Source organism: Pedobacter sp. A2324 (genome assembly GCF_059693705.1).
The window spans coordinates 151,377-170,146 of the sequence record NZ_JCASSK010000005.1 but is presented as its reverse complement, the minus strand read 5'-3'; the positions used below and the strand labels follow the sequence as shown (position 1 = coordinate 170,146).

At 42.0% G+C, this 18,770-nt stretch carries 13 protein-coding genes; 2 read left to right on the top strand and 11 right to left on the bottom strand.

The window, feature by feature from the left end; genetic code table 11:
• Nucleotides 1–14 precede the first annotated feature (14 nt).
• Nucleotides 15–611: a Crp/Fnr family transcriptional regulator gene (locus tag AC570I_RS15910; protein ID WP_497406242.1), complete on the top strand. Its 597-nt coding sequence runs from the start codon at nucleotides 15–17 to the stop codon at nucleotides 609–611.
• A 2-nt stretch (nucleotides 612–613) separates the two neighbouring features.
• Here AC570I_RS15910 and AC570I_RS15905 read toward each other — a convergent pair whose 3' ends face one another.
• The 11 genes from AC570I_RS15905 to AC570I_RS15855 all read right to left on the bottom strand — a co-directional run bounded on the left by AC570I_RS15905 (nucleotide 614) and on the right by AC570I_RS15855 (nucleotide 17,898).
• Nucleotides 614–1,990 (bottom strand): GAF and PAS domain-containing protein, encoded by a 1,377-nt coding sequence (locus tag AC570I_RS15905; RefSeq protein WP_497406241.1) that lies wholly within the window; start codon nucleotides 1,988–1,990, stop codon nucleotides 614–616.
• A 147-nt stretch (nucleotides 1,991–2,137) separates the two neighbouring features.
• Nucleotides 2,138–3,199, bottom strand: coding sequence for a phytase (locus AC570I_RS15900; RefSeq protein ID WP_497406240.1), 1,062 nt, complete (start codon nucleotides 3,197–3,199; stop codon nucleotides 2,138–2,140).
• Nucleotide 3,200: 1 nt separating this feature from the next.
• Nucleotides 3,201–4,463: a right-handed parallel beta-helix repeat-containing protein gene (locus AC570I_RS15895; RefSeq protein WP_497406239.1), complete on the bottom strand. Its 1,263-nt coding sequence runs from the start codon at nucleotides 4,461–4,463 to the stop codon at nucleotides 3,201–3,203.
• A gap of 20 nt (nucleotides 4,464–4,483) precedes the next feature.
• On the bottom strand, nucleotides 4,484–7,261 hold the full coding sequence (locus AC570I_RS15890; protein ID WP_497406238.1) for a TonB-dependent receptor: 2,778 nt from the start codon (nucleotides 7,259–7,261) through the stop codon (nucleotides 4,484–4,486).
• Between the two features lie 264 nt (nucleotides 7,262–7,525).
• On the bottom strand, nucleotides 7,526–9,130 hold the full coding sequence (locus AC570I_RS15885; protein ID WP_497406237.1) for a tetratricopeptide repeat protein: 1,605 nt from the start codon (nucleotides 9,128–9,130) through the stop codon (nucleotides 7,526–7,528).
• Nucleotides 9,131–9,240: 110 nt separating this feature from the next.
• Nucleotides 9,241–10,596 (bottom strand): alkaline phosphatase family protein, encoded by a 1,356-nt coding sequence (locus AC570I_RS15880; RefSeq protein WP_497406236.1) that lies wholly within the window; start codon nucleotides 10,594–10,596, stop codon nucleotides 9,241–9,243.
• Between the two features lie 137 nt (nucleotides 10,597–10,733).
• Nucleotides 10,734–11,738: a metallophosphoesterase gene (locus tag AC570I_RS15875; protein WP_497406235.1), complete on the bottom strand. Its 1,005-nt coding sequence runs from the start codon at nucleotides 11,736–11,738 to the stop codon at nucleotides 10,734–10,736.
• Nucleotide 11,739: 1 nt separating this feature from the next.
• Nucleotides 11,740–13,257 (bottom strand): RagB/SusD family nutrient uptake outer membrane protein, encoded by a 1,518-nt coding sequence (locus AC570I_RS15870; protein ID WP_497406234.1) that lies wholly within the window; start codon nucleotides 13,255–13,257, stop codon nucleotides 11,740–11,742.
• Between the two features lie 20 nt (nucleotides 13,258–13,277).
• On the bottom strand, nucleotides 13,278–16,268 hold the full coding sequence (locus tag AC570I_RS15865) for a SusC/RagA family TonB-linked outer membrane protein (protein WP_497406233.1): 2,991 nt from the start codon (nucleotides 16,266–16,268) through the stop codon (nucleotides 13,278–13,280).
• Nucleotides 16,269–16,292: 24 nt separating this feature from the next.
• Complete coding sequence (locus AC570I_RS15860; protein ID WP_497406232.1) at nucleotides 16,293–17,309, bottom strand: FecR family protein; 1,017 nt, start codon at nucleotides 17,307–17,309, stop codon at nucleotides 16,293–16,295.
• A 58-nt stretch (nucleotides 17,310–17,367) separates the two neighbouring features.
• Nucleotides 17,368–17,898, bottom strand: a complete 531-nt coding sequence (locus AC570I_RS15855; RefSeq protein ID WP_497406231.1) for a sigma-70 family RNA polymerase sigma factor — start codon at nucleotides 17,896–17,898, stop codon at nucleotides 17,368–17,370.
• A gap of 484 nt (nucleotides 17,899–18,382) precedes the next feature.
• Between AC570I_RS15855 and AC570I_RS15850 the strand changes: the two genes are divergently transcribed.
• Nucleotides 18,383–18,727, top strand: coding sequence for a hypothetical protein (locus tag AC570I_RS15850; RefSeq protein ID WP_156166775.1), 345 nt, complete (start codon nucleotides 18,383–18,385; stop codon nucleotides 18,725–18,727).
• The last annotated feature ends 43 nt before the right edge of the window (nucleotides 18,728–18,770 follow it).

Below are 18,770 nucleotides of genomic sequence, written 5' to 3'. Positions count from 1 at the left end.
ATCAAACACCTGTCATGAACAACCAAACGTTAGACGAGAAAAGGCAACTTATCAAATACTTTTCGGAATACTGCGACGTGCCCATAGAAATGGAGAACCTGATTATAAAGGAAACCGCTATAAAGCATTTTAAGAAGCGTAAACACCTGATCGGTCCGCTGGATGATTTACCTGATATGTACTTTATTTTATCGGGGGCAGTGCGTGGCTTTGCGAAGGATGATGATGAAGAAGTAACCACCTGGTTAAGTACCGAAGGACGGATTGTAGGGTTAACGTTGTATCCAAAACAGTTCAATGAAGATAAACCGCAACTAATAGATGCCATTGAAGATACACGTACCATTCAGATTCCTAATGCCCTGATCAGAACTTTGTTCGCCCTGTTTCCTGAAATGAGTATCATTGGACGAAAGCTACTCTGGCTACATTATCATGAAGCTGAAGAACGCAACTTGCTGATCAGACTGGCTAAAGGTGAAAAAAGATTGAAAAGGCTGCTCGAAATTCAACCCGATTTCTACTACCGAATCCCCCTGAAGCACCTGGCATCATATCTTGGGATGCGCACAGAAACGCTGAGCCGACTGAGAACCAACCTTACGTTCTAATCTTAACCCGCTGCCGGTGGGTTTATAATTTTATTGAGTCCGATAATATGTGATGCTCTCCCATAGATATCGTATCTGGGTTTGCCAAAGGCACGAATCCAGTGTGTTGTTCCATCGGCCCATTTCACTTCATACTCGGCCTGATAAACGGTATTATTTTCAATGGCTTCCTGTACGGCCTGCTTAATCTTTTGCCTGTATTTCGGAAGCATGGCATCGAAGAGGTCGGAATAATGAAATTCATCGTCTGCAGCATAGCCATAGTTGTTTTTGAACTGATTGTTGGAAACCATTTTACCGGTTGAAAACTCTACCACTGTATATCCCATACCACCGGCATCAATGGCACTCGTTAATACAATATTCGCTTCCTCAACCATTTGTTTGGCAACAACCTGTTCAGTTACATCAGCGAGGATGAAGATTACATGATCGATTTTATCTGCTAAACCGCCCAGAGGTTGAAGGGAGACATTTGCATAAATGCTTTTCATGCGATTTCCATTCCAAACCTGCAGCTTCACTTCATTGGCCTGAAAACCTTTTCCCGACTCATAAACCTCATCAATCATTTTCAAAAAGGTCTGACCATCTACATCCGGGATAATATCTTCGAGTGGCTGCCCGGTAATATCTGTATGATCAGTCCATATATTAACTAAAGCAGCATTTGCCCTTTGAATGATTTTACCTGGGACAGAACAAATACCAATGGCAACAGGTGCCTGATCAAAAAGGATTTCAAAGTGCTCCTGCCTGTTTTCGAGAACAGAATTTGCCTGTGTCACCTGGGCTTTAAATTCGACCAAATGATCTTTTTCTGCAACAATTTCATCTGTTGTGCTGAGTAACCTGGCATGATCTTCCTTCAGCTTCTGCTGATTTAGAGCGATGAGTCTGAGTTCCACCCTGTCCAGTACCATTTTAGCAAGCCCCAAAAGGATTTGCTGCTTCTGCTCATCAAATTCAATGGTTTCCTGATTGAGCACACATATGGCACCGATACGGAAACCATCGGCAGTAATGAGTGGCGCACCGGCATAAAAGCGGATCCCAAAAGGATTATCTTTAAAACGGGGAATAGTATGAATATCTTTTACTATGGTTACCCCTTCATTCATCATAGTGTTGGTACAGATACTTTCTGACCGTAGCTCACCAGGTTCCTGCCCCAAGCCAACATTGGCTTTATAAAAAACTTCTTCAGCGCCGATGAATGATATGAGGCAGACGGGCAAATCAAAAATCTGACAGGCCAGTTTAGCAAGATCATCAAAAGCTTCTTCAGGCAATGTATTGAGAATTTTATAGCGATAGAGCGCATTCAGCCTGGCAGTCTCATATGCTTCAGAAATTACTTTGTTTGGGTTGTGTTCCATTTGGGATGAACTAAAGTAGAACAATATAACGTAAATTAAACACAATGGGTTTTTATTTATTAAAAAATTAAGGCTGCTACCGGATATAAACAAAAAGGCGTTATTGGTTAAAAACCAATAACGCCTTTCATAACATACAATGAGCATCTAAGGATTTGCGTTAAGTAATTTTCCGGCAAGATCTTCCCAACGATAGAAATGAAATGTCTTATCATCACTCATGGCCACCAGGAGTCCGTGTTTAAAATCGGAATTAAGTGGTACCGACACAACATCAATTCCATCCGTCTGGTTAGCCGAATATTTAATAGTCGTGATTAGCGGGTGCTTCTCTCCTGTTCTGCCATACACTTTAAGCTGCTGTGCACCCTGGTCTGATACCAGCACGTAGCCTCTATTTCCGGCAGTTTTATAAATGGCAATACCCTCATTATCAACCGCAAAATCACCTTGCCCGAATAGGGCCAGCTCTTCGTTTCCTTTTGCCGGATCGGCATAATATTGTCTTACACCAAACTGCTCATCGCAATAGTATACATATCCGAGTTCGTTATCAACAGCGATTGCTTCAATTTCTTTTTTGCCACTATACTTACCAAACTTTCTTACCAGACTGGCTTTTACAGTTCCCTTACCATTATCCGTCAGTTCATACTGCCACAGATAGCTTCCTTCTTTTGGCCCTGTTTTACGACCTACAATGGCATAAATCTTTCCCTGAGGGCTGGTATACATGGCGATGCCCATTAAATCACGGTATTCAACACCTGTTTCCCCTTCAAATACCGGTATGCCACCGTTGTCTACCGGTTTCATATCAGGAAGGGAATATATCCTCAATTTATGGGTATAGCGCTCCGTTGTGATGGCAATATCGGTTTTTTTACCTCCGAGGTTTATACCATAAGCAATGTCTACATTATCGGGTCTTTTTAATCCCCGAACGGTTTTCGACGGGATAATCTTTCCCCTTAAATCGAATACATACAATCCTCCATTGGTATCCTTATCTGTACCAATTACCAGCGATTTTGCCGGATCGGACGGGTTGACCCAGATAGCCGGATCATCGGTATCAAAGTCTACAGGATCGGATATATACAAGGGTTTAACGGCTTTAGCATCCGTTTTTTGTGCCTGCCCATTACATGAAATGGTGAGGCCTAAAATTGCAATCGCTGCAATGCTGATTATTGTATTGTGCTTCATTCTAGTTCTTAGTACCATAAGCGCCCACATAAGTTGCTGGTGCTGGTGATGTATAGGTTATTCCGTTTTTCATTACAATACCGGCCTGGTGATGACGCGTAAAAGTAGTAATTCCTTTTCCAAGCGCAGGTGAATTACCCTGGAGATGAAAGTCCCAGCTGGTATTAAAATCTGCATTGAGTACCGAAGTACTTACCGGATAATTAACAAACTTAGGATCATTTGCCCCTGCAACAGTGCTGATCACATCATTTTTGCCACCGATTACATCGTTCGATCCAGGTTGAAACTGATTCACAGTGGTCTGATCAAAACCATAATACCAGTTGTTGCCGTATGCCGACCGGCTGTCTTCGGGTTTTTTAGGATCTCTTTTAATACCAAAGCGTGTATTGGCAAAAAGGTTATTATACAAGTCTGCCCTCACCGTGCTTTCTAACCATACTGATCCGCCTTTGGCAGTTGGTCTTCTCCAGCCGGTATTTACGAAGGTATTATTATAAGCAATAATGTAGGTTTGTGGTGTTTTGTCACCCGTATTTGATAGTTTAAGCGCATTGGTATTGGTGCTGTAAACAAGATTATAGCCGATATCTGCCAAACATCCTGATTTAAAGTTCATGGCTTCACCACCGGTAACACCTGTGGTATAGAAGACATTATTTGCGAAAATAATTTTACCGCCTTCAATGTAGGTACAATCTTCCTGAAGGTTTCTGAATATGCTGTTTTGAACTACCAGTTTACCTTTTGCATTTGAGAACCACAGTGCAGGAAGATTTTCGCCGGCAACGGCTTTATATAATCCCATTTTTACCGATGTTGAAGCATCAGAAGTAGTTGAACCTGCATATTCAATTGTGGTATGGTCAAGCACCAGTTCCTCACAGGTTGGCCCGGCCAGGATACCACCCCAAAGTTTTCCGAATTTCTTTTGGGCGGTTTTATATAAATCGCCAACGGTGAATTTAACCGGATTTTCTGCTGTACCTAAAGCATACAGGTTTCCTTTAACGATGATTTCAGGTTTTGCCAGTGTATCCATTAACACCGTTACCCCTTCTTCAATAGTCAGTGTTTTTCCTTCGGGGATAATAATGTCGCCTTTAATTACCTGGGTACTTCCTCTTGCCCAAACGCCCGAGACTTCGCCAATGGCGGCACCATCTACCGCAGCGGTATCTACATCGATATTCGCTTTTTCGCATCCGCTAAGTGTCAGTACAAAAAGGATGAGTATTGTAAAAAACTGATTCGTTTTCATGTCTTTCTTATTTATCATTATTAGTTAAACTTATATCTGAATCCCAATAGGTAACTTTGACCGTAGTAGTCGCTTCTCACCAAAGTATGGCCGTCTTTTACCAGGTCTTCGGCAATTTTATTGTTCTGGGCATTGGTACCTTTGATGTAAAGTTTGGTTGGTGTATTGAGGATGTTGTTTGCCTTTATGAATACACTCATTCCGCCTTTAAATCTTTTCTCGGCAGAAGCATCCATCTGCACAAATCCTTCCTGCCATAAATCGTTATTTACAAACTGCGAAATGGTATTGATCCGCGGGCCGGTATAGGCACCTGCTACCTGTGCATCCCAGCCTTTTTTGCTGTCCTTGAATAAAAAGGATACATTGGCAATATGCTCAGACTGGCCATACAGCGGACGTGTCTGATCAACAGTAATAGCCTGGATATCGCCTGTAGTGGGGTTAATAATCCTTGTTGTTTTTGGTGTTGTAATGCGTGAATGTGTATAGGTATAATTGGCCTTCACTCCTATTTTGCTGAAGTATTTGATGTAATCAATTTCAGCTCCGTAATTATTGGCTGTACCAAAGTTTCCGGGTGTGTGAAAAATATCCTGTCCACGGGTAGCATCGGCCTGAAAGGTATATTCAATCGGGTCTTTTATCCTTTTATAGAAAGCGCCCACCAACAACTGCTCAGATGCGCCCGGAAAAACTTCGTAACGTAAATCGTAATTATCGGCAAGGGCACGTTTAAGGTTTGGATTGCCACGCTCCTGAAATTCTTCATTTACCACCTTACCCGGTACAATTTCATAAAAACCAGGACGGTTTAGTGCTTTATAATAGGATGCGTGTAATTGTGCTTTTGCAGTCAGGAAATATTTGGCATTCACACTCGGCAATACATCTGTATAAACCTGCTGACCTTTCGGATAGGTTTCTCCGGCAGGAAAAAGTAAGTTATAACCCTGATTGGTGTGTTCAACCCTTGCACCTCCGGTTACTTCAATCTTCTTCGATATATATTTGAACATTACATATCCTGCACTGATTTTCTCCGAGGCATCGTAGGTTAGCGAATTGGCTACTGCTCCTGTAGGGTTGCTTACTACCAGTTTCAGATCGGTATAATTCTGATAGTCTACCCCATAAACCTTAGCTGCATCTGCTGCATTTGGAGCAAGGTTATAGTTATTGAAAAAGCTGCTTCTTTGTTTATCGCGGTACAAACCTCCAGCCATTATATCCAGTTTATCATTTCCTGCTTTGATGCTGTAGGTAAGATCAAGATATCCTGCAAGGTCTTCGTCTGTATTGCGCTCCCATCTGCGTGTAACCGGATTAGTGTTCACCAGTGTTGTACGGCGGCTCTGTAAATTTTGCTCCAAACCGTTTAAACTGATACTGGTATTTTCGGGAACATCGTTTTTAGCTGATGAATATACCGCCGACCATTGTACTTTAAATTTTTCATCAAAGAATTTATGATCTCCATGTAAAGTGCTGTTATAAATCTGCTGTTCGGTTAAGCGACTTCGGGTATTGTAAACCAATTCGGCATTGCCTGCTGTTGGATTATAAACTCCGTTGTAGGTAGTAGTTACTGCATCGCGAAGCTGTTCATTTTTCAGGTTTACATACACATTGTATAAACTTAACTGGTGGTTTTTGTTGAATGTGTAATCAACCTTACTGTGCAAGCCCAACCGCTGCTGCTGCTCGGAGTATTCTCTATAAATTTTACTGGTAATTACCGAATAAGCATCGGTTCCGTTGACTGCAGTATTGTAGAAAGTACTGTTGCTGCCGCGATAGGTATTCTGGTAACTGCCTGCAACTACCACGCCGAGTTTGTTATCCAAAAACCTTTGGCTTAATGATAAACTTCCGATTACGTTAGGTGCCGGATTTTTGTATTTATAATCCAGTGTTCCTTTGGTAAAGTCGTTTTGAGTAGCATTGTAGGCTTTGCCATTTAGCTCGTAAGGCGATTTATAATTTATGCCTGATGAATTGAAACTGGCAAACTTACGGTCGAAAAATAACTGGCTGTATCCCGAAGAAAGGTTTGCATTCACCTGGAATTTGCCTGGTGCATTTTTCATGACCATATTGATTGCACCGCCTATGGCATCTCCTTCTAAATTTGGTGTTAAAGTTTTATATACTTCCAAACGATCGAGTAAATCAGACGGAAAAAGATCAAGGGGAACATAGCGGTACTTATTATCGGGACTCGGGATTTTTACACCGTTTACCAGCGTATAGTTATAGCGCTTGTCCATACCGCGTAGAATAGCATATTGCCCGTCGCCATTGCTGTTCCGTTCTATAGATACGCCAGAAACCCTTTGCATCACATTGGCTACCGTTAAATCAGGTGAGATTTCTATAGCCCTTCCTGATACGATGTTCATTACCTGTGTGGCGTTTTTCTCCAGCCTTCTGGCACCCTGATCGGTAGCACTTACTGCATTTGTTTTAATGGTTACATCGTCCAGACTTTTCGAATCACTTTCTAAATAAAACTTCAGGTGATCGTTGTCTTCTTTAAGTACCACAATACTTTTAGTGATGGTTTTGTAAGTGATGTAGCTTACACTGATTCTGGCGGGACCTGCCGCAACCCCTTTAAATTCAAACGTTCCATCCAAACCAGTATTGGTAATCCGCTTTGGATTTTCAAGCATAACAGTTGCACCCACGATGGCCTCGCCCGTTTGCTTATCGTAAACATGTCCTTTAATTTTTGTAGCACTGGCTGTGCCTGCACAAAATAAAAAGAGAAATAGCATTTGTAAAAGTTTGTTCATTGTGTTTAGTAATGTCATCTGTTTTTTATCGACAGCACAAAGGTGTTTACCTGCTGTGAAACGGAAAAATTTTTGGGGTTACATAAAGGCAACATCGTTACCAGCACCATATATCAAAAGGCAACATCAAAATACAAACAACTCATTTACAACTATTTATTTGATAATAAATGCGCCGTTATGCTTTTATTACCGTTACATTAACAAATTGTTAAGCCATAAAATGAATAGAAAAATGGTACTATAATCAGGAGCTGTAACGCTTTAAAGGGCCTGTAAAAACGCTGTCAGATTATCACCTTGCTCCAGATTAAGTTTTTTACGCAGCCTGTAACGGGATACGCGAAGGCTATCTGTCGAAATCCCCAGCAACGTGGCGATATCTGATGAGTCGAGATTCATTTTTAGAAGTGTAATCAAGCGCATGTCGGCAGAGGTTAGTTCGAGGCTAAACTTCTTCAGATTTTCGAGAAACTGATGGTGAACCTGTTCAAAAGCCTGTGTAAATTCTTTCCAGTTCCGTTCGTGGTTAAAGCTCTGATTAATTTCGGCAAGAATCTGGTTTATCTGCTTCTTCTGGTCGCGTTTATCGTCCTTCACCATGGCCTGCAACGTGTTACGCAGGTTTTCCAGGAATTGATTGTGCTTAATCAGGTTAAGGGTATGGGTTGATAATTCCCTGCTTTTTACCTCGAGCTGCTGTTTAAGCTGCTGTTCTTCCAGCTGGAGGTTTTTAAGTTCAAGGCTGGTTAAATCATGTTCGATTTCTTTTTGACGCGACAGCATTTGCTGATCTTTTATTTTAAAGCGCTGCCTGCTGAAAATCACGAAGCCTAACACCACCAGCAAGATCAGTACAATAGTTGCTGAAACCGCGACGATTCTGTTGATCTTTTTATCATTCTGGAGCATGTTGATTTCATCTGACTTTTTGTTGATATCGTACAATACCTGCAGGAAAGCAACCTGTCTAGCCCCGTCTTCCGAATAAAGATCAAGCGTATGTTTGTATCCCAACTGTATATAGTGATAGGCGCTGTCCATTTGATTCATTAGCTCATAAGCTTTTCCAAGATCTCTGCAACAGGAAGCAAGCTGGTAGCTGTTACCCATTTTAGCGGAGAGTTGCATCGCAATTTTTGTTTGAGCGACACTCTCTTTGTATCTGCCTGTTTTCCTAAGAATATCCCCCAGATTATTAATCACCTCGATACTCCCCAAATTGTTGTGATCTTCCTGATATAAATTGAGTGATTGCCTGAAATTAAGGTAAGCCTGATCATACTTTTCAAGATCTTCGTAAATGCTACCGAGATTTTCGTAGATTTTAGCTGCTCCGCTTTTATTTTTAATTTGATTGTTGATTTTTAGGGCCAGATTCTGATAATAAAAGGCACTGTCATAACGCTGACGTTTTTCAAAAAGCTGTCCCACGTGCCCGAAAACAAGCGCCTCTCCTTTCCTGTTCTTCTCTTTTTGATAGATGCGTAGTGCCAGGAGATAATTTTTCATGGCTTTTTCCGGTTGCTTAATGTAGTAATACAATATACCGATATCACTTAAATTGGCGGCAAGCAACAAAGACTGATTGGTGGTATTAAAAATCTTTTCTGCCTTTAAATAAAATTCAAGCGATTGCCGGAAATGCCCCTGATTATAACAAACCTTTCCCATTTGCTGCAGGTACTGCCCTTCCTGCAGTGCATTCCCTTCTTCTATTGCTTTAGCGTATAACTTCTTAAGCTCCGTTAATGATTCGATGGCTTTCACCGAGCCCGCACCCCTGAAACTTTCGAGGGTTTCATGCTGTGCAAAACCAGTTGACGAAATAAAAATGAGGAGCAGGAATATGATGGTATACTTTATCATTTGATGATTGATAATTTTCGACAAAGAAAGGAGCTTTAGGTTAAGTTAATATTAACACAAAAAGGCCGTCTTCCGACGGCCCTTAATAAAACACATATTATAAATAGAATTTACTTCTTCGCCGGTGCCAGCAGGCCCGGGTACAATACACCGTCGGTTCTCAAATTTAGGTTTAACAATTTTGCAATAAGGGGTGCGATATCTTCCTGACCCATTAGGGGAATAACCGTACCTGTTTTAATTCCTTTACCAAAAGCCACAAAACCGGTTTGTATTTCCTTAAAATCTGTAGGCAGGTAACCATGTGTACCTCCGCTTGCCGGAGCAAGCATTTCGCCAGTTGCGGCAGCGCCAAAACTGAAACCCTGGTTGGCAGCCAATGCTATAAACGCATTTGGATCACCCTGAGCTTTTGTCACCGCTTCTTTATCCAGTACATGGAACATCCGTTGAATACCCTCGGGAAGCTTACTCAATCCCTGTCTTACTTTTTCAAGGCTTGCTTTATCTTTTGGGTCTTTAAGATGTAAGAATGATGAGCCACCGCTTTGCTGAAAATAGGCTTTCCAGTTTTCTTTGTTCGCATCATCATATAAACCCAGTTGGGCAAGCATTACATTTGGCTTAAACTGCGTATGGATGTCAACAAAACCATGATCGCCGGTGATGATAAAAGTAGTATTTTTGCTCATTCCTGCGGCTTCAACTGCATCGACAATGGTTTTTATCGCCACATCGGCACCAACAATTGCTGATCTTACCTTATCGCCGTCGCGCCCCTGCTCATGTTCAAAATGATCGAGCAGTGCAATATGTAAGGCCAAAAAAGATGGCTTATACCTTTTAAGGATATACGCCGCCATTCTCGATTTATTCTGATCGCTGGTATAAAAGTCAATTGAAGCGCCGAATTCACCAAATTTACCAATAGCATTGTCTTCAATTTCTTTAAACAGTTCCTTTGGATTTGATTCCTGCGACATTGCTTTGATCTCATCCTTTTTTTCGCCCTTGTCTTTCGGAAGGATGACATATTCGGGCAGGTTATAATCGATAGGGGCGCCGACTGTTACCGGCCAGCTTACGCCCGCAGTTTTTAATCCGGCATCTTTTGCTGCTGTCCAGATGGTTGGCACTTTAATATCTTTGTAATACCAGAACCATTTGCCTGAAATCCCTAAAGGCTCAACGGGTGTATTGTAGTAAATACCATGTTTAGCCGGAAGTACACCACTTACTATTGTGGTATGGGATGGGTAGGTAACGGTTGGAAAACTCCCTCTGACACCTTCAGCATATGAACCTTTTGCCATGCCCTGACGGACATTTACCATTCCCCATTGCGGGTCTAAATAAAACTCCGGGCGTAAACCGTCAATACTGATCAGTACAACATGCTGCTCCTGGGCAGATGCATATCCAAAAGAGAGATAAGCCAGGGCAAGGAAACAAAACTTCTTTATCATTGATAATAATTTGTCGCGAAGTTATTCCTGTTATATGCCATTTGTGTTTAGCCAGCATTAAGAAAATGTAAGGTGAGCATAACATATAGGTTACAAAAAAATGGTGTGCGGAAATCCGCACACCATCCTCTCCAAAATTATGCTTTTCGCAGCGTGGTTTCGTAAATATTCTTTCCGGTATGATCGATAATCTTGGCGTTCAACCGGTTTTTATCGACAGAAAAGTACATAAATCCGTACTCAGATGCTTCAAATTTACTGTATGCAATACCAGAAGTTACCGGTGTAACTTCTGAACCTGCCCCAGATACAAACTGGTGCGTAACACCCGGTGTTGTGAGGTGCTGCAATGAGTGATCATGACCTGACAGGTAAACATCAACCTTGTTATTTTCAAAAATATCAGCAAGTACCTTTCGTACAGCCAGGGTATCGTAGTTTTTAATCCTTGGTCCTACGGTGTAAATAGGGTGATGCCCGATTACCATCTTCCATTTTACGCTGGCATCGGCCTTTTTTAGGGTTTCATCCAGCCATTGAAGTTGCTTTTCAGGATGCTGGTCTTTTACCCAGGGAGCATATTGCTCACTCTGGTGAAATTCGGGAATAAGCGGGCAGGTATCAATGAATACCATCAGCATTTTATCGCCATTTTTTAGGGATACTTCCTTTGAGTAGTATCTAGATGGCATTTTCCACCGCCTGCTGATTTTACTGTACCTCACCTGTGCATCGGGGTCAGAAATGTAATCATGATTACCTAAGATCGGGTACCAATCCCATTGCAGGGAATAATCGGTGTAGATATTTTCGAATGAATAATGCCACAAAGGGTCGTGCTCACTGGTTACACCTTTAGGATAAAAGTTATCGCCGAGTGAAAGTATAAAATCGTTTGGGTTTTCGGTAGCCCACTTTCCCATCTGTTTAGCTACATGCAACTGATGATCGGCGCCTACACGTCCCCAATCGCCTACCGCCAGAAAATGCGTAGCGTAATCGTCGTTAAGTTCGCTTCGGGGGGCTATATCCTCGCTATCCAGATGGGTTTCCGGTGTTTCAGCGAGGCTTTGCAAAGGAGCAAGCACGCTTGCCCCCAGAGCTGTAAAGGTTGTTGTTTTTACAAAGTCTCTTCTCTTCATATTAATAGCCTGTATTTTGTTTCAGGTTTTTGTTTAGTACAAGTTCTGTAGCAGGTATCGGGAATATATCGCGTGAAGCACCTTCATTGCCCGCTTTAAAGCCCCATTTACCCTGGTATTTGCCAAAGCGGATCAGGTCGTTTCTGCGCCAGCCTTCCCATGCCAGTTCTCTGCCGCGTTCTTCTAAAATACCATCGAGCGTTATAGTTGTTACCTGTGGTGCCTTAACCCTTGTCCTCACCCTGTTTACCAGGCTTACGGCATCGGTCACTGATCCTCCGATTCTTAATAAAGCTTCTGCTTTCAGCAAATATACATCTGCCAATCTAAAAACCGGCATATCGTTGTTCTGGAAACGTGTACTGCTGTTGGTATTCGGATCAGGATAAAATTTGATTGACCTTACTCCTCTCGATACACCACCAACCTCAGCACCAACGTCCATAGTTTCCGTATTCGTCAGCACAATTTCAGGTGTAAAATCCAGCTGTGCAGAACCGTTCAGAATCGGTGTGGTACCATCAGCTAAAAACTGTTTACCAGCCAGCCAGGTTGCATTACGCACGTCGCCCGTTAAATTAAAGGTATTGTAAAATTCCTTTAAGGTACACTGTGCGTTACTCGGACTAAAAGGAAGACTGTATTTGCCCCTTAAGGTACTGTGCAAGGTATAACGGGTAATGGCGTTTCCGGCCGAGTAATTCGCATCGTAAATAGCGGCAAAAATGGTTTCAGAATTTGCGGCATTGGTTGGCGAAAACAAAGAATTGTAATCGCTTACCAGTGCCATTGACGATAACATAATTTTATCAGCATAGGTAATAGATTCTGCATACATGGCCTTGCCTGTATATTGCTGTGCGTTCATGTATAGTTTCTGCAATAAAGCATAAGCCATCCACTTGGTCGGGCGCCCGTAATATTCTGTGGTTACGGTTGCAGGTGCAGATAAACCATCGGCTACAGCCAGAAGTTCCTTTTCAATGTAGCTGAAAACTTCGGCTCTTGTTGATTGCTTCGGACTTTCATTGGTACCAAAAGTAGTAATGGGCACATTGCCGAACATATCCATGATATAGAAATAATAGAGTGCACGCATTGCCCTGATTTCATTTAAAAACTGGGTTTTCGTAGCGCTGTTCGGCGATTTATCCAGGATATCCAACACCCTGTTGCAATCGCTGATGCCTGCATATCCCCATTGCCATGCTGAAAGAATAATTGGATGATCGGGCAGCCAGTTGTGTTTGTGCAGAGTTTGATATCTCCCCTGGTCATAATATCCGCCATTTCGCGCGGTAATAATGGCTTCTTCGCTCGTTAACTCATACATCCGCCAGATATCTACCCCAAAACCAGAGTTAAATTTCTGGTAAACGGTTCCCGTTGCGGCCACAAAGGCATCTGGTGTAACGGGGAAGTTTTCACTGGTCAACTGCGATTCTACGTCAACATCCAGTTTGGTACAGCTTCCAAGCGATAGGGCCACAAGGGCTGCTGCTGCTAAATATTTTTTCATTGTATATCTTTTTAAGATGATTATAGGTTGAAGTTTAATCCGAAAATCGCCGAACGGGTTTTAGGATAGAAGTTACGGTAATCGATACCCGGTGTTTGTCCGGACATACTAATCTCAGGATCTACACCTTTATATTTGGTAATGATAAACAGGTTATTGCCCGAAGCATATACACGCAGGCTGGTTTTGCCTTTAAATTTAAAGGTATAACCCAGGGTTGCATTATCTAAGCGCAAATAAGAACCGCTTTCCAGATAACGGTCTGATACGAACTGCGCTTTATCATCGTTGATATTTTCAGTAAGTGTTTCTTTTGCGATATTGGTTTGCAGTGCATATATAGGGGCATTCATATCGGCTAAGGTTGCGTTCAGGATTTTGTTGCCGTAAACACCACGGATGAAGAAATTAAAATCGAACTGTTTGTACCTGAAAGTATTGTTCCAGCCGTAAAGTAATTTTGGCTGGGCCGACCCGGTTACCGTAAAGTTTTCAAAACCCGTATTGCCGGTTGAGGCATTTCCGTTTTTATCATAGAACATCGATTTGCCGTTAGCATCTTTACCTGCATATCTCAAGGTATAGAAAGTTCCCAGTGGCAATCCTTCCTTAATTACCTGATAACCCAAAGCACCTGATTGTCCTCTTCCTCCAACGTTTGCCGTGTAAAATTCATTGGCCTGAAACAGTTCGTTAGAAATAGAAGTAATCTCGTTTTTATTATGAGAAAGGTTAATAGCTGTATTCCAGCTGAAGCGACCGGTTTTAATTGGCGTGGTATTTAAACTAAACTCCATCCCCTTGTTGGTCATGGTACCAACATTTGCAGTAAGTACATTGAAAGGGTATTGTGTAGTCGATACGGAGTATGGTGCAATTAAATCTGTTGTCTTCTTGTTATACACATCAATTGATCCTGAAAGTTTATTGTTGAACAGGCTGAAGTCTAAACCAATGTTAGCCGTTGCTGTACGTTCCCATTTCAGGTTTGGATTATCGTTCTGAATGGGCCCAACCGCGGTTAACCATTTACCATTTGAGTAGAAGTATGACCCGCTTTGCGCACCATAAACCAAGCGGGCAGTATAAGCGTCAAAACCCACCGAGTTACCCGAAACGCCATAACCGGCACGTAGTTTAAGGTTACTTACGAAAGATACATTTTCCATAAAATCTTCGCGGTCGATGTTCCACCCTGCTGATACCGACGGGAACATTCCCCACCTGTTGTTGATACCAAAGGCCGATGAACCATCTCGGCGGATGGTGGCCTGCAACAGGTATTTTCCATCATAATCATAAATGGCTCTTCCGTAGAAGGAAATCAGGCGAAGCGTAGAAATATAAGTAGCCCCGTAATTAACCACAGTCGATCCGTTTCCATTACTTAAACCCAGGTTGTTCCACAACAGGTCGTCAGATACGAAATTCTGTGCCGAGGTTTGAAAGCCATCGCCATTTCTGTTTTGCTGAAAGGAATAACCCGCCAGCAATTTCAATCCATGCTTGCCAAAGGTTTTATCGTAATTAAAATAAGCCTCGAATACCTTTTGCGTATTTTTTACCGACGAGCGTTCTGCATAACCGTTAAAACCCTGCTTTAGCATCGAAGCTCTGTTGTTGTACAGGTTTTCGGTAATCTGCTCATTTTGTACCGAAACCATGGCGTTGAAATCAAGTCCGCTTAAAATATTGGCCTTTACATTTCCGTTGATCAGATAAAGGTTTGTTTTGCCCTGATAGGTATTGTTTTCTAAGAGCGCTACGGGATTATAATAACCACCGGTTCCTGTGGTACGTGAAGGGTCTTCAGAAAAAGAGCCATCGGCTTTTCTTACCCCAACCGTTGGCAGATAGGTAAACATATTGTTGTACACCTGACTGGCAATTCTGTCGTTCGTGGTATTGCTGTTGGTGAGGTTGAGGTTTATTTTCAAACGGTTATTCAGCAACCTTTGTTCCATATTGGCCCTTGCGATGAAGCGCTCCATACCGGAGGTTTTAATAATCCCCTGGTTATCAAAATAGTTTAAGCTTGCACCGTAGGATGAATTTTCGCCACCACCATTAAAATTCAGGTTGTGGTTATGCGAAATACCTGTGCGTGTTACTTCCTTTAACCAGTCGGTATTACTGCCGTCATCACTTATGGCATCGAGTTTTTTATTGCTGGCAGCAAGGTAAGCTCGCAATTCATCGCCACTGGCCATGGGTACGCTGTTCGAAATGGTTTCAGCAGCGGCATAAGCACTATATGATAGCTTGCCCAGCCCTTTACCGGCATTTTTGGTGTTGACCATAATGACTCCATTGGCTGCTCTCGAACCGTAAATAGCGGTAGATGATGCATCCTTTAAAACTTCCATACTCGTGATATCATCAGGCGCAACCAGTTCGATCGAGGCACCAGGAACTCCGTCAATTACATAAAAGGGTTCCTGTGCACCTTCCCTGAAACTAGAAGGACCACGTAGAATAACAGCGGGCTTTTCGGTAGGGTTACCACTTCTTGTAATATTTAATCCCGCTACCTTACCTTGAAGCAATTGGCCGGGAGAGGCAATTACACCAGTGTTGAATTCATCGGGTCTTACCGAAGTAACGGCACCGGTGATCTGGCTCCGGGTGCTCTTACCATAACCTATAACCACTTCCTGCAGGTTATTGCTTTGTTCTTTCAGTTTCAAACTCAAGGCTATCTGTTTGCCTGCGGCAATGGTATAACCAGAAAGTGTGTCGCTTTGATAGCCAATTGAACTGAAAATGAAACGATAAGGGCCACCGGCGGCCAGATTTGAGAAGCTGAACAAGCCAACACCTGATGAGGTGGTAACTACCGATTTCAGGGTGCTTTCGTTTTCGGCTTTTACCGTAACACCGGGAAGTCCTTGTCCTGAAACATCGAGGACAATGCCTTTTACCGGCACATCCTGTGCCATAACCGGACTAACCCACGCCATTATGCCTATGCATAACAAGCGCTTTAAGGTTTGTGATTTTTTTGAATACATGATAATTTGGGGATGCTGATTGGTTTATTGTTTTGTTTTTTCGATGTTGAACTCGATTTCATTTATTTTGGTAACCGTCATGTTGTTAATGAGGCAGATTAAACGGATTACGTCTTCGGCTTTTTCTTTGCTAACATCAATTTTGCCGGTATAGCTAATTTTATTGATCTCTTTCTGATCGACTGTGATGTGTACCTGGTAGGTTTCCTGTAGCAATCCGATCACTTTAGCCAGCGGAATATTTTTCATGGTGATTATATCACCGTTCCTTCGTAGCAAGGTTGTGTTTGCGAGTGTTGGTTTAACCCTGCTGATCAGTTTAACTATCGCTGTAGCCGGATTATAAAGCAATGTTGTACCGACTTTTGAAATATAGGTTGGCGATCGTTTTAGGCTGGTGTTGGCGACTACAATGCGCCCCGTGTGGAGTTTAACAGAGACGCGCTTATGTAACAGACCTGTATTGATGGTGAACGATGTTCCGAGGGCGGTCGTTTTTAACCCGCCTGCAAATACACTAAAAGGTCGGGTTTTATCATGTGCTACTTTGAATGTTGCCTTTCCTTTTAAATACACGTTTCTTAATGGTTTGTTAAATGCCTTTTCAAATTTGATACTGGATTTTGGATAAACGGTTACTACAGATGAATCCGGTAGCTGGTAGCTAATGGATTCATGACCAGCATTAACTATCTTTTTCCAAATGGATTTTGGAGCTGTATGGTATTGTGCTAATTGAGGTTGCGACGAAGGTGGAACGGTATTGATCTTCGCGTTGCCAAAATAGAATACTATCCCCGCCACGAGCACGATGACTGCTGCCGAGGCATACTTTGTAATGCGCAGGATTTTTAATTTCCGCAACTGCTTTTGAACATCATTCTCTGCAATGGCCCGGAAAATAAACTGACGCATTTCTTCAGTTTTCCCTTTGGGCAGATCATCGTCGGCAGGGAAACCCTCCCATTCCCGGTCGCTAAAATTCTGTTCAACAAGTTTCTTTCTGCCAGATTCGGTATGGCGCACATTTGTTGGCTTCATACAGGTATTACGTATGCCAGCAAGCTTGCCCCTACGGCTTAACAATTATTTAATGTGGTTACATCAAAATAGTGACTATATAACTTTTAAGGCGCGATAGAACCTTTCCTATATGTCCTTCTACGGTTTTAGTAGAAATACCCAGCATTTCGGCAATCTCTGCATAAGAGAGTCCGTTTTGCCTGCTGAGGTTGAAAACCATTTTGCGCATGGGTGGCATAGATTCAATTTCGCGTTCGAAGTGTTTAAGCATATCGCGGCTTTCGATCATAGCCATTAAATTATCGGTAAACGGCGACTGAACGGAACCGCTGTTGTATTTTAAACGTGCGGTTTCTTTCCTCAGTTCATCAATCATTACCTGACGGGCCATCCCAAAAAGCTGGATATTCAGGGCGGTATCTTCATTTAAGGTTTTGCGTTTCTCCCATAACCTGATAAAACAAAGTTGAACCACTTCGGTGGCAATGTATCCCGATTGTGTTTTGTTGAAGATAAACTGGTAAATCTGCTTATGATAAAGTGAATAAGCATGATTGAATGCCGTCAAATCATCAGCCATTATACCGGGTACTATTTCCTTATCCATTCAGCCGACAAAATTATCGGCTTTAACTACGGGGAACTTTAAATTAGTATTATGAAAATGTAAAGCTTTGGTTTCGAAGAAACATGATCATCGATCTGATGCTCGTTACAAGTAAATAAAAAAGGATAGCTATTCTCATAACTATCCTTTTAATTTAAAGCTTTCAGCCAAACAGGATTAAACAAGGTGGAATCATATTCTAACGGTAACCAAGGTTTCTCAGCTACCGCCACCTAAAAAATTAATCTCTTAAACTGAAAGATCAATTGATAGTATAACCATAAATTGTTAAAAGTGTTTTGAATGATTTAACACAACGGCATTATTTGAGGTCGTCACCTTTGGGCGCTCTAATCCCGTTCTAATGTTAGTATAACATTGATATTACACGAATCAATCTACCAATGAATTTGACTTTTGTATGAGCAAAAAATCCTGATCAGGCTGTTTTCTGGAAAAGGTTAAAACTATATTTGTAAACAGGATGATGAGGTTATTGAGAAACAAGTTATTGAGGAGTATTTTTGGCTTTGCCCTATTAGCGGTATTGGCGATCAAATTCTGCTCTTATTCCATTGCTTGTTTTTCTTCATCAGCCAATGCCTATTCGATTGAGAAAAGCGCTGAAGAAAATAAAGATAAAGAAGAAGAAGCTTTTGAAAAAGCCAAGAAGAAGATGCTTTTATACGAGGCATCCCTGATGGTTTTCGAACAAACTTTATCAGTAAATGATCAGCCTGAACGTATGGTTCCCTATCGTTTAAGAATTGGCCTCCCACCCCTTAAGGTTGTTCCTACCCCGCCCCCCGACTCCATTTCGAAAGTATAATCCGGTTTCGGCCAGATACCCTCAATTGCAAATGTCTGATATC

What these genes read in the sequence shown, in the direction of transcription:
- AC570I_RS15865 (WP_497406233.1), bottom strand. Translation starts at nt 16,268, where the DNA reads ATGTATTCAAAAAAATCACAAACCTTAAAGCGCTTGTTATGCATAGGC.
- AC570I_RS15910 (WP_497406242.1), top strand. Translation starts at nt 15, where the DNA reads ATGAACAACCAAACGTTAGACGAGAAAAGGCAACTTATCAAATACTTT.
- AC570I_RS15880 (WP_497406236.1), bottom strand. Translation starts at nt 10,596, where the DNA reads ATGATAAAGAAGTTTTGTTTCCTTGCCCTGGCTTATCTCTCTTTTGGA.
- AC570I_RS15870 (WP_497406234.1), bottom strand. Translation starts at nt 13,257, where the DNA reads ATGAAAAAATATTTAGCAGCAGCAGCCCTTGTGGCCCTATCGCTTGGA.
- AC570I_RS15850 (WP_156166775.1), top strand. Translation starts at nt 18,383, where the DNA reads ATGATGAGGTTATTGAGAAACAAGTTATTGAGGAGTATTTTTGGCTTT.
- AC570I_RS15855 (WP_497406231.1), bottom strand. Translation starts at nt 17,898, where the DNA reads ATGGATAAGGAAATAGTACCCGGTATAATGGCTGATGATTTGACGGCA.
- AC570I_RS15890 (WP_497406238.1), bottom strand. Translation starts at nt 7,261, where the DNA reads ATGAACAAACTTTTACAAATGCTATTTCTCTTTTTATTTTGTGCAGGC.
- AC570I_RS15885 (WP_497406237.1), bottom strand. Translation starts at nt 9,130, where the DNA reads ATGATAAAGTATACCATCATATTCCTGCTCCTCATTTTTATTTCGTCA.
- AC570I_RS15905 (WP_497406241.1), bottom strand. Translation starts at nt 1,990, where the DNA reads ATGGAACACAACCCAAACAAAGTAATTTCTGAAGCATATGAGACTGCC.
- AC570I_RS15900 (WP_497406240.1), bottom strand. Translation starts at nt 3,199, where the DNA reads ATGAAGCACAATACAATAATCAGCATTGCAGCGATTGCAATTTTAGGC.
- AC570I_RS15875 (WP_497406235.1), bottom strand. Translation starts at nt 11,738, where the DNA reads ATGAAGAGAAGAGACTTTGTAAAAACAACAACCTTTACAGCTCTGGGG.
- AC570I_RS15895 (WP_497406239.1), bottom strand. Translation starts at nt 4,463, where the DNA reads ATGAAAACGAATCAGTTTTTTACAATACTCATCCTTTTTGTACTGACA.
- AC570I_RS15860 (WP_497406232.1), bottom strand. Translation starts at nt 17,309, where the DNA reads ATGAAGCCAACAAATGTGCGCCATACCGAATCTGGCAGAAAGAAACTT.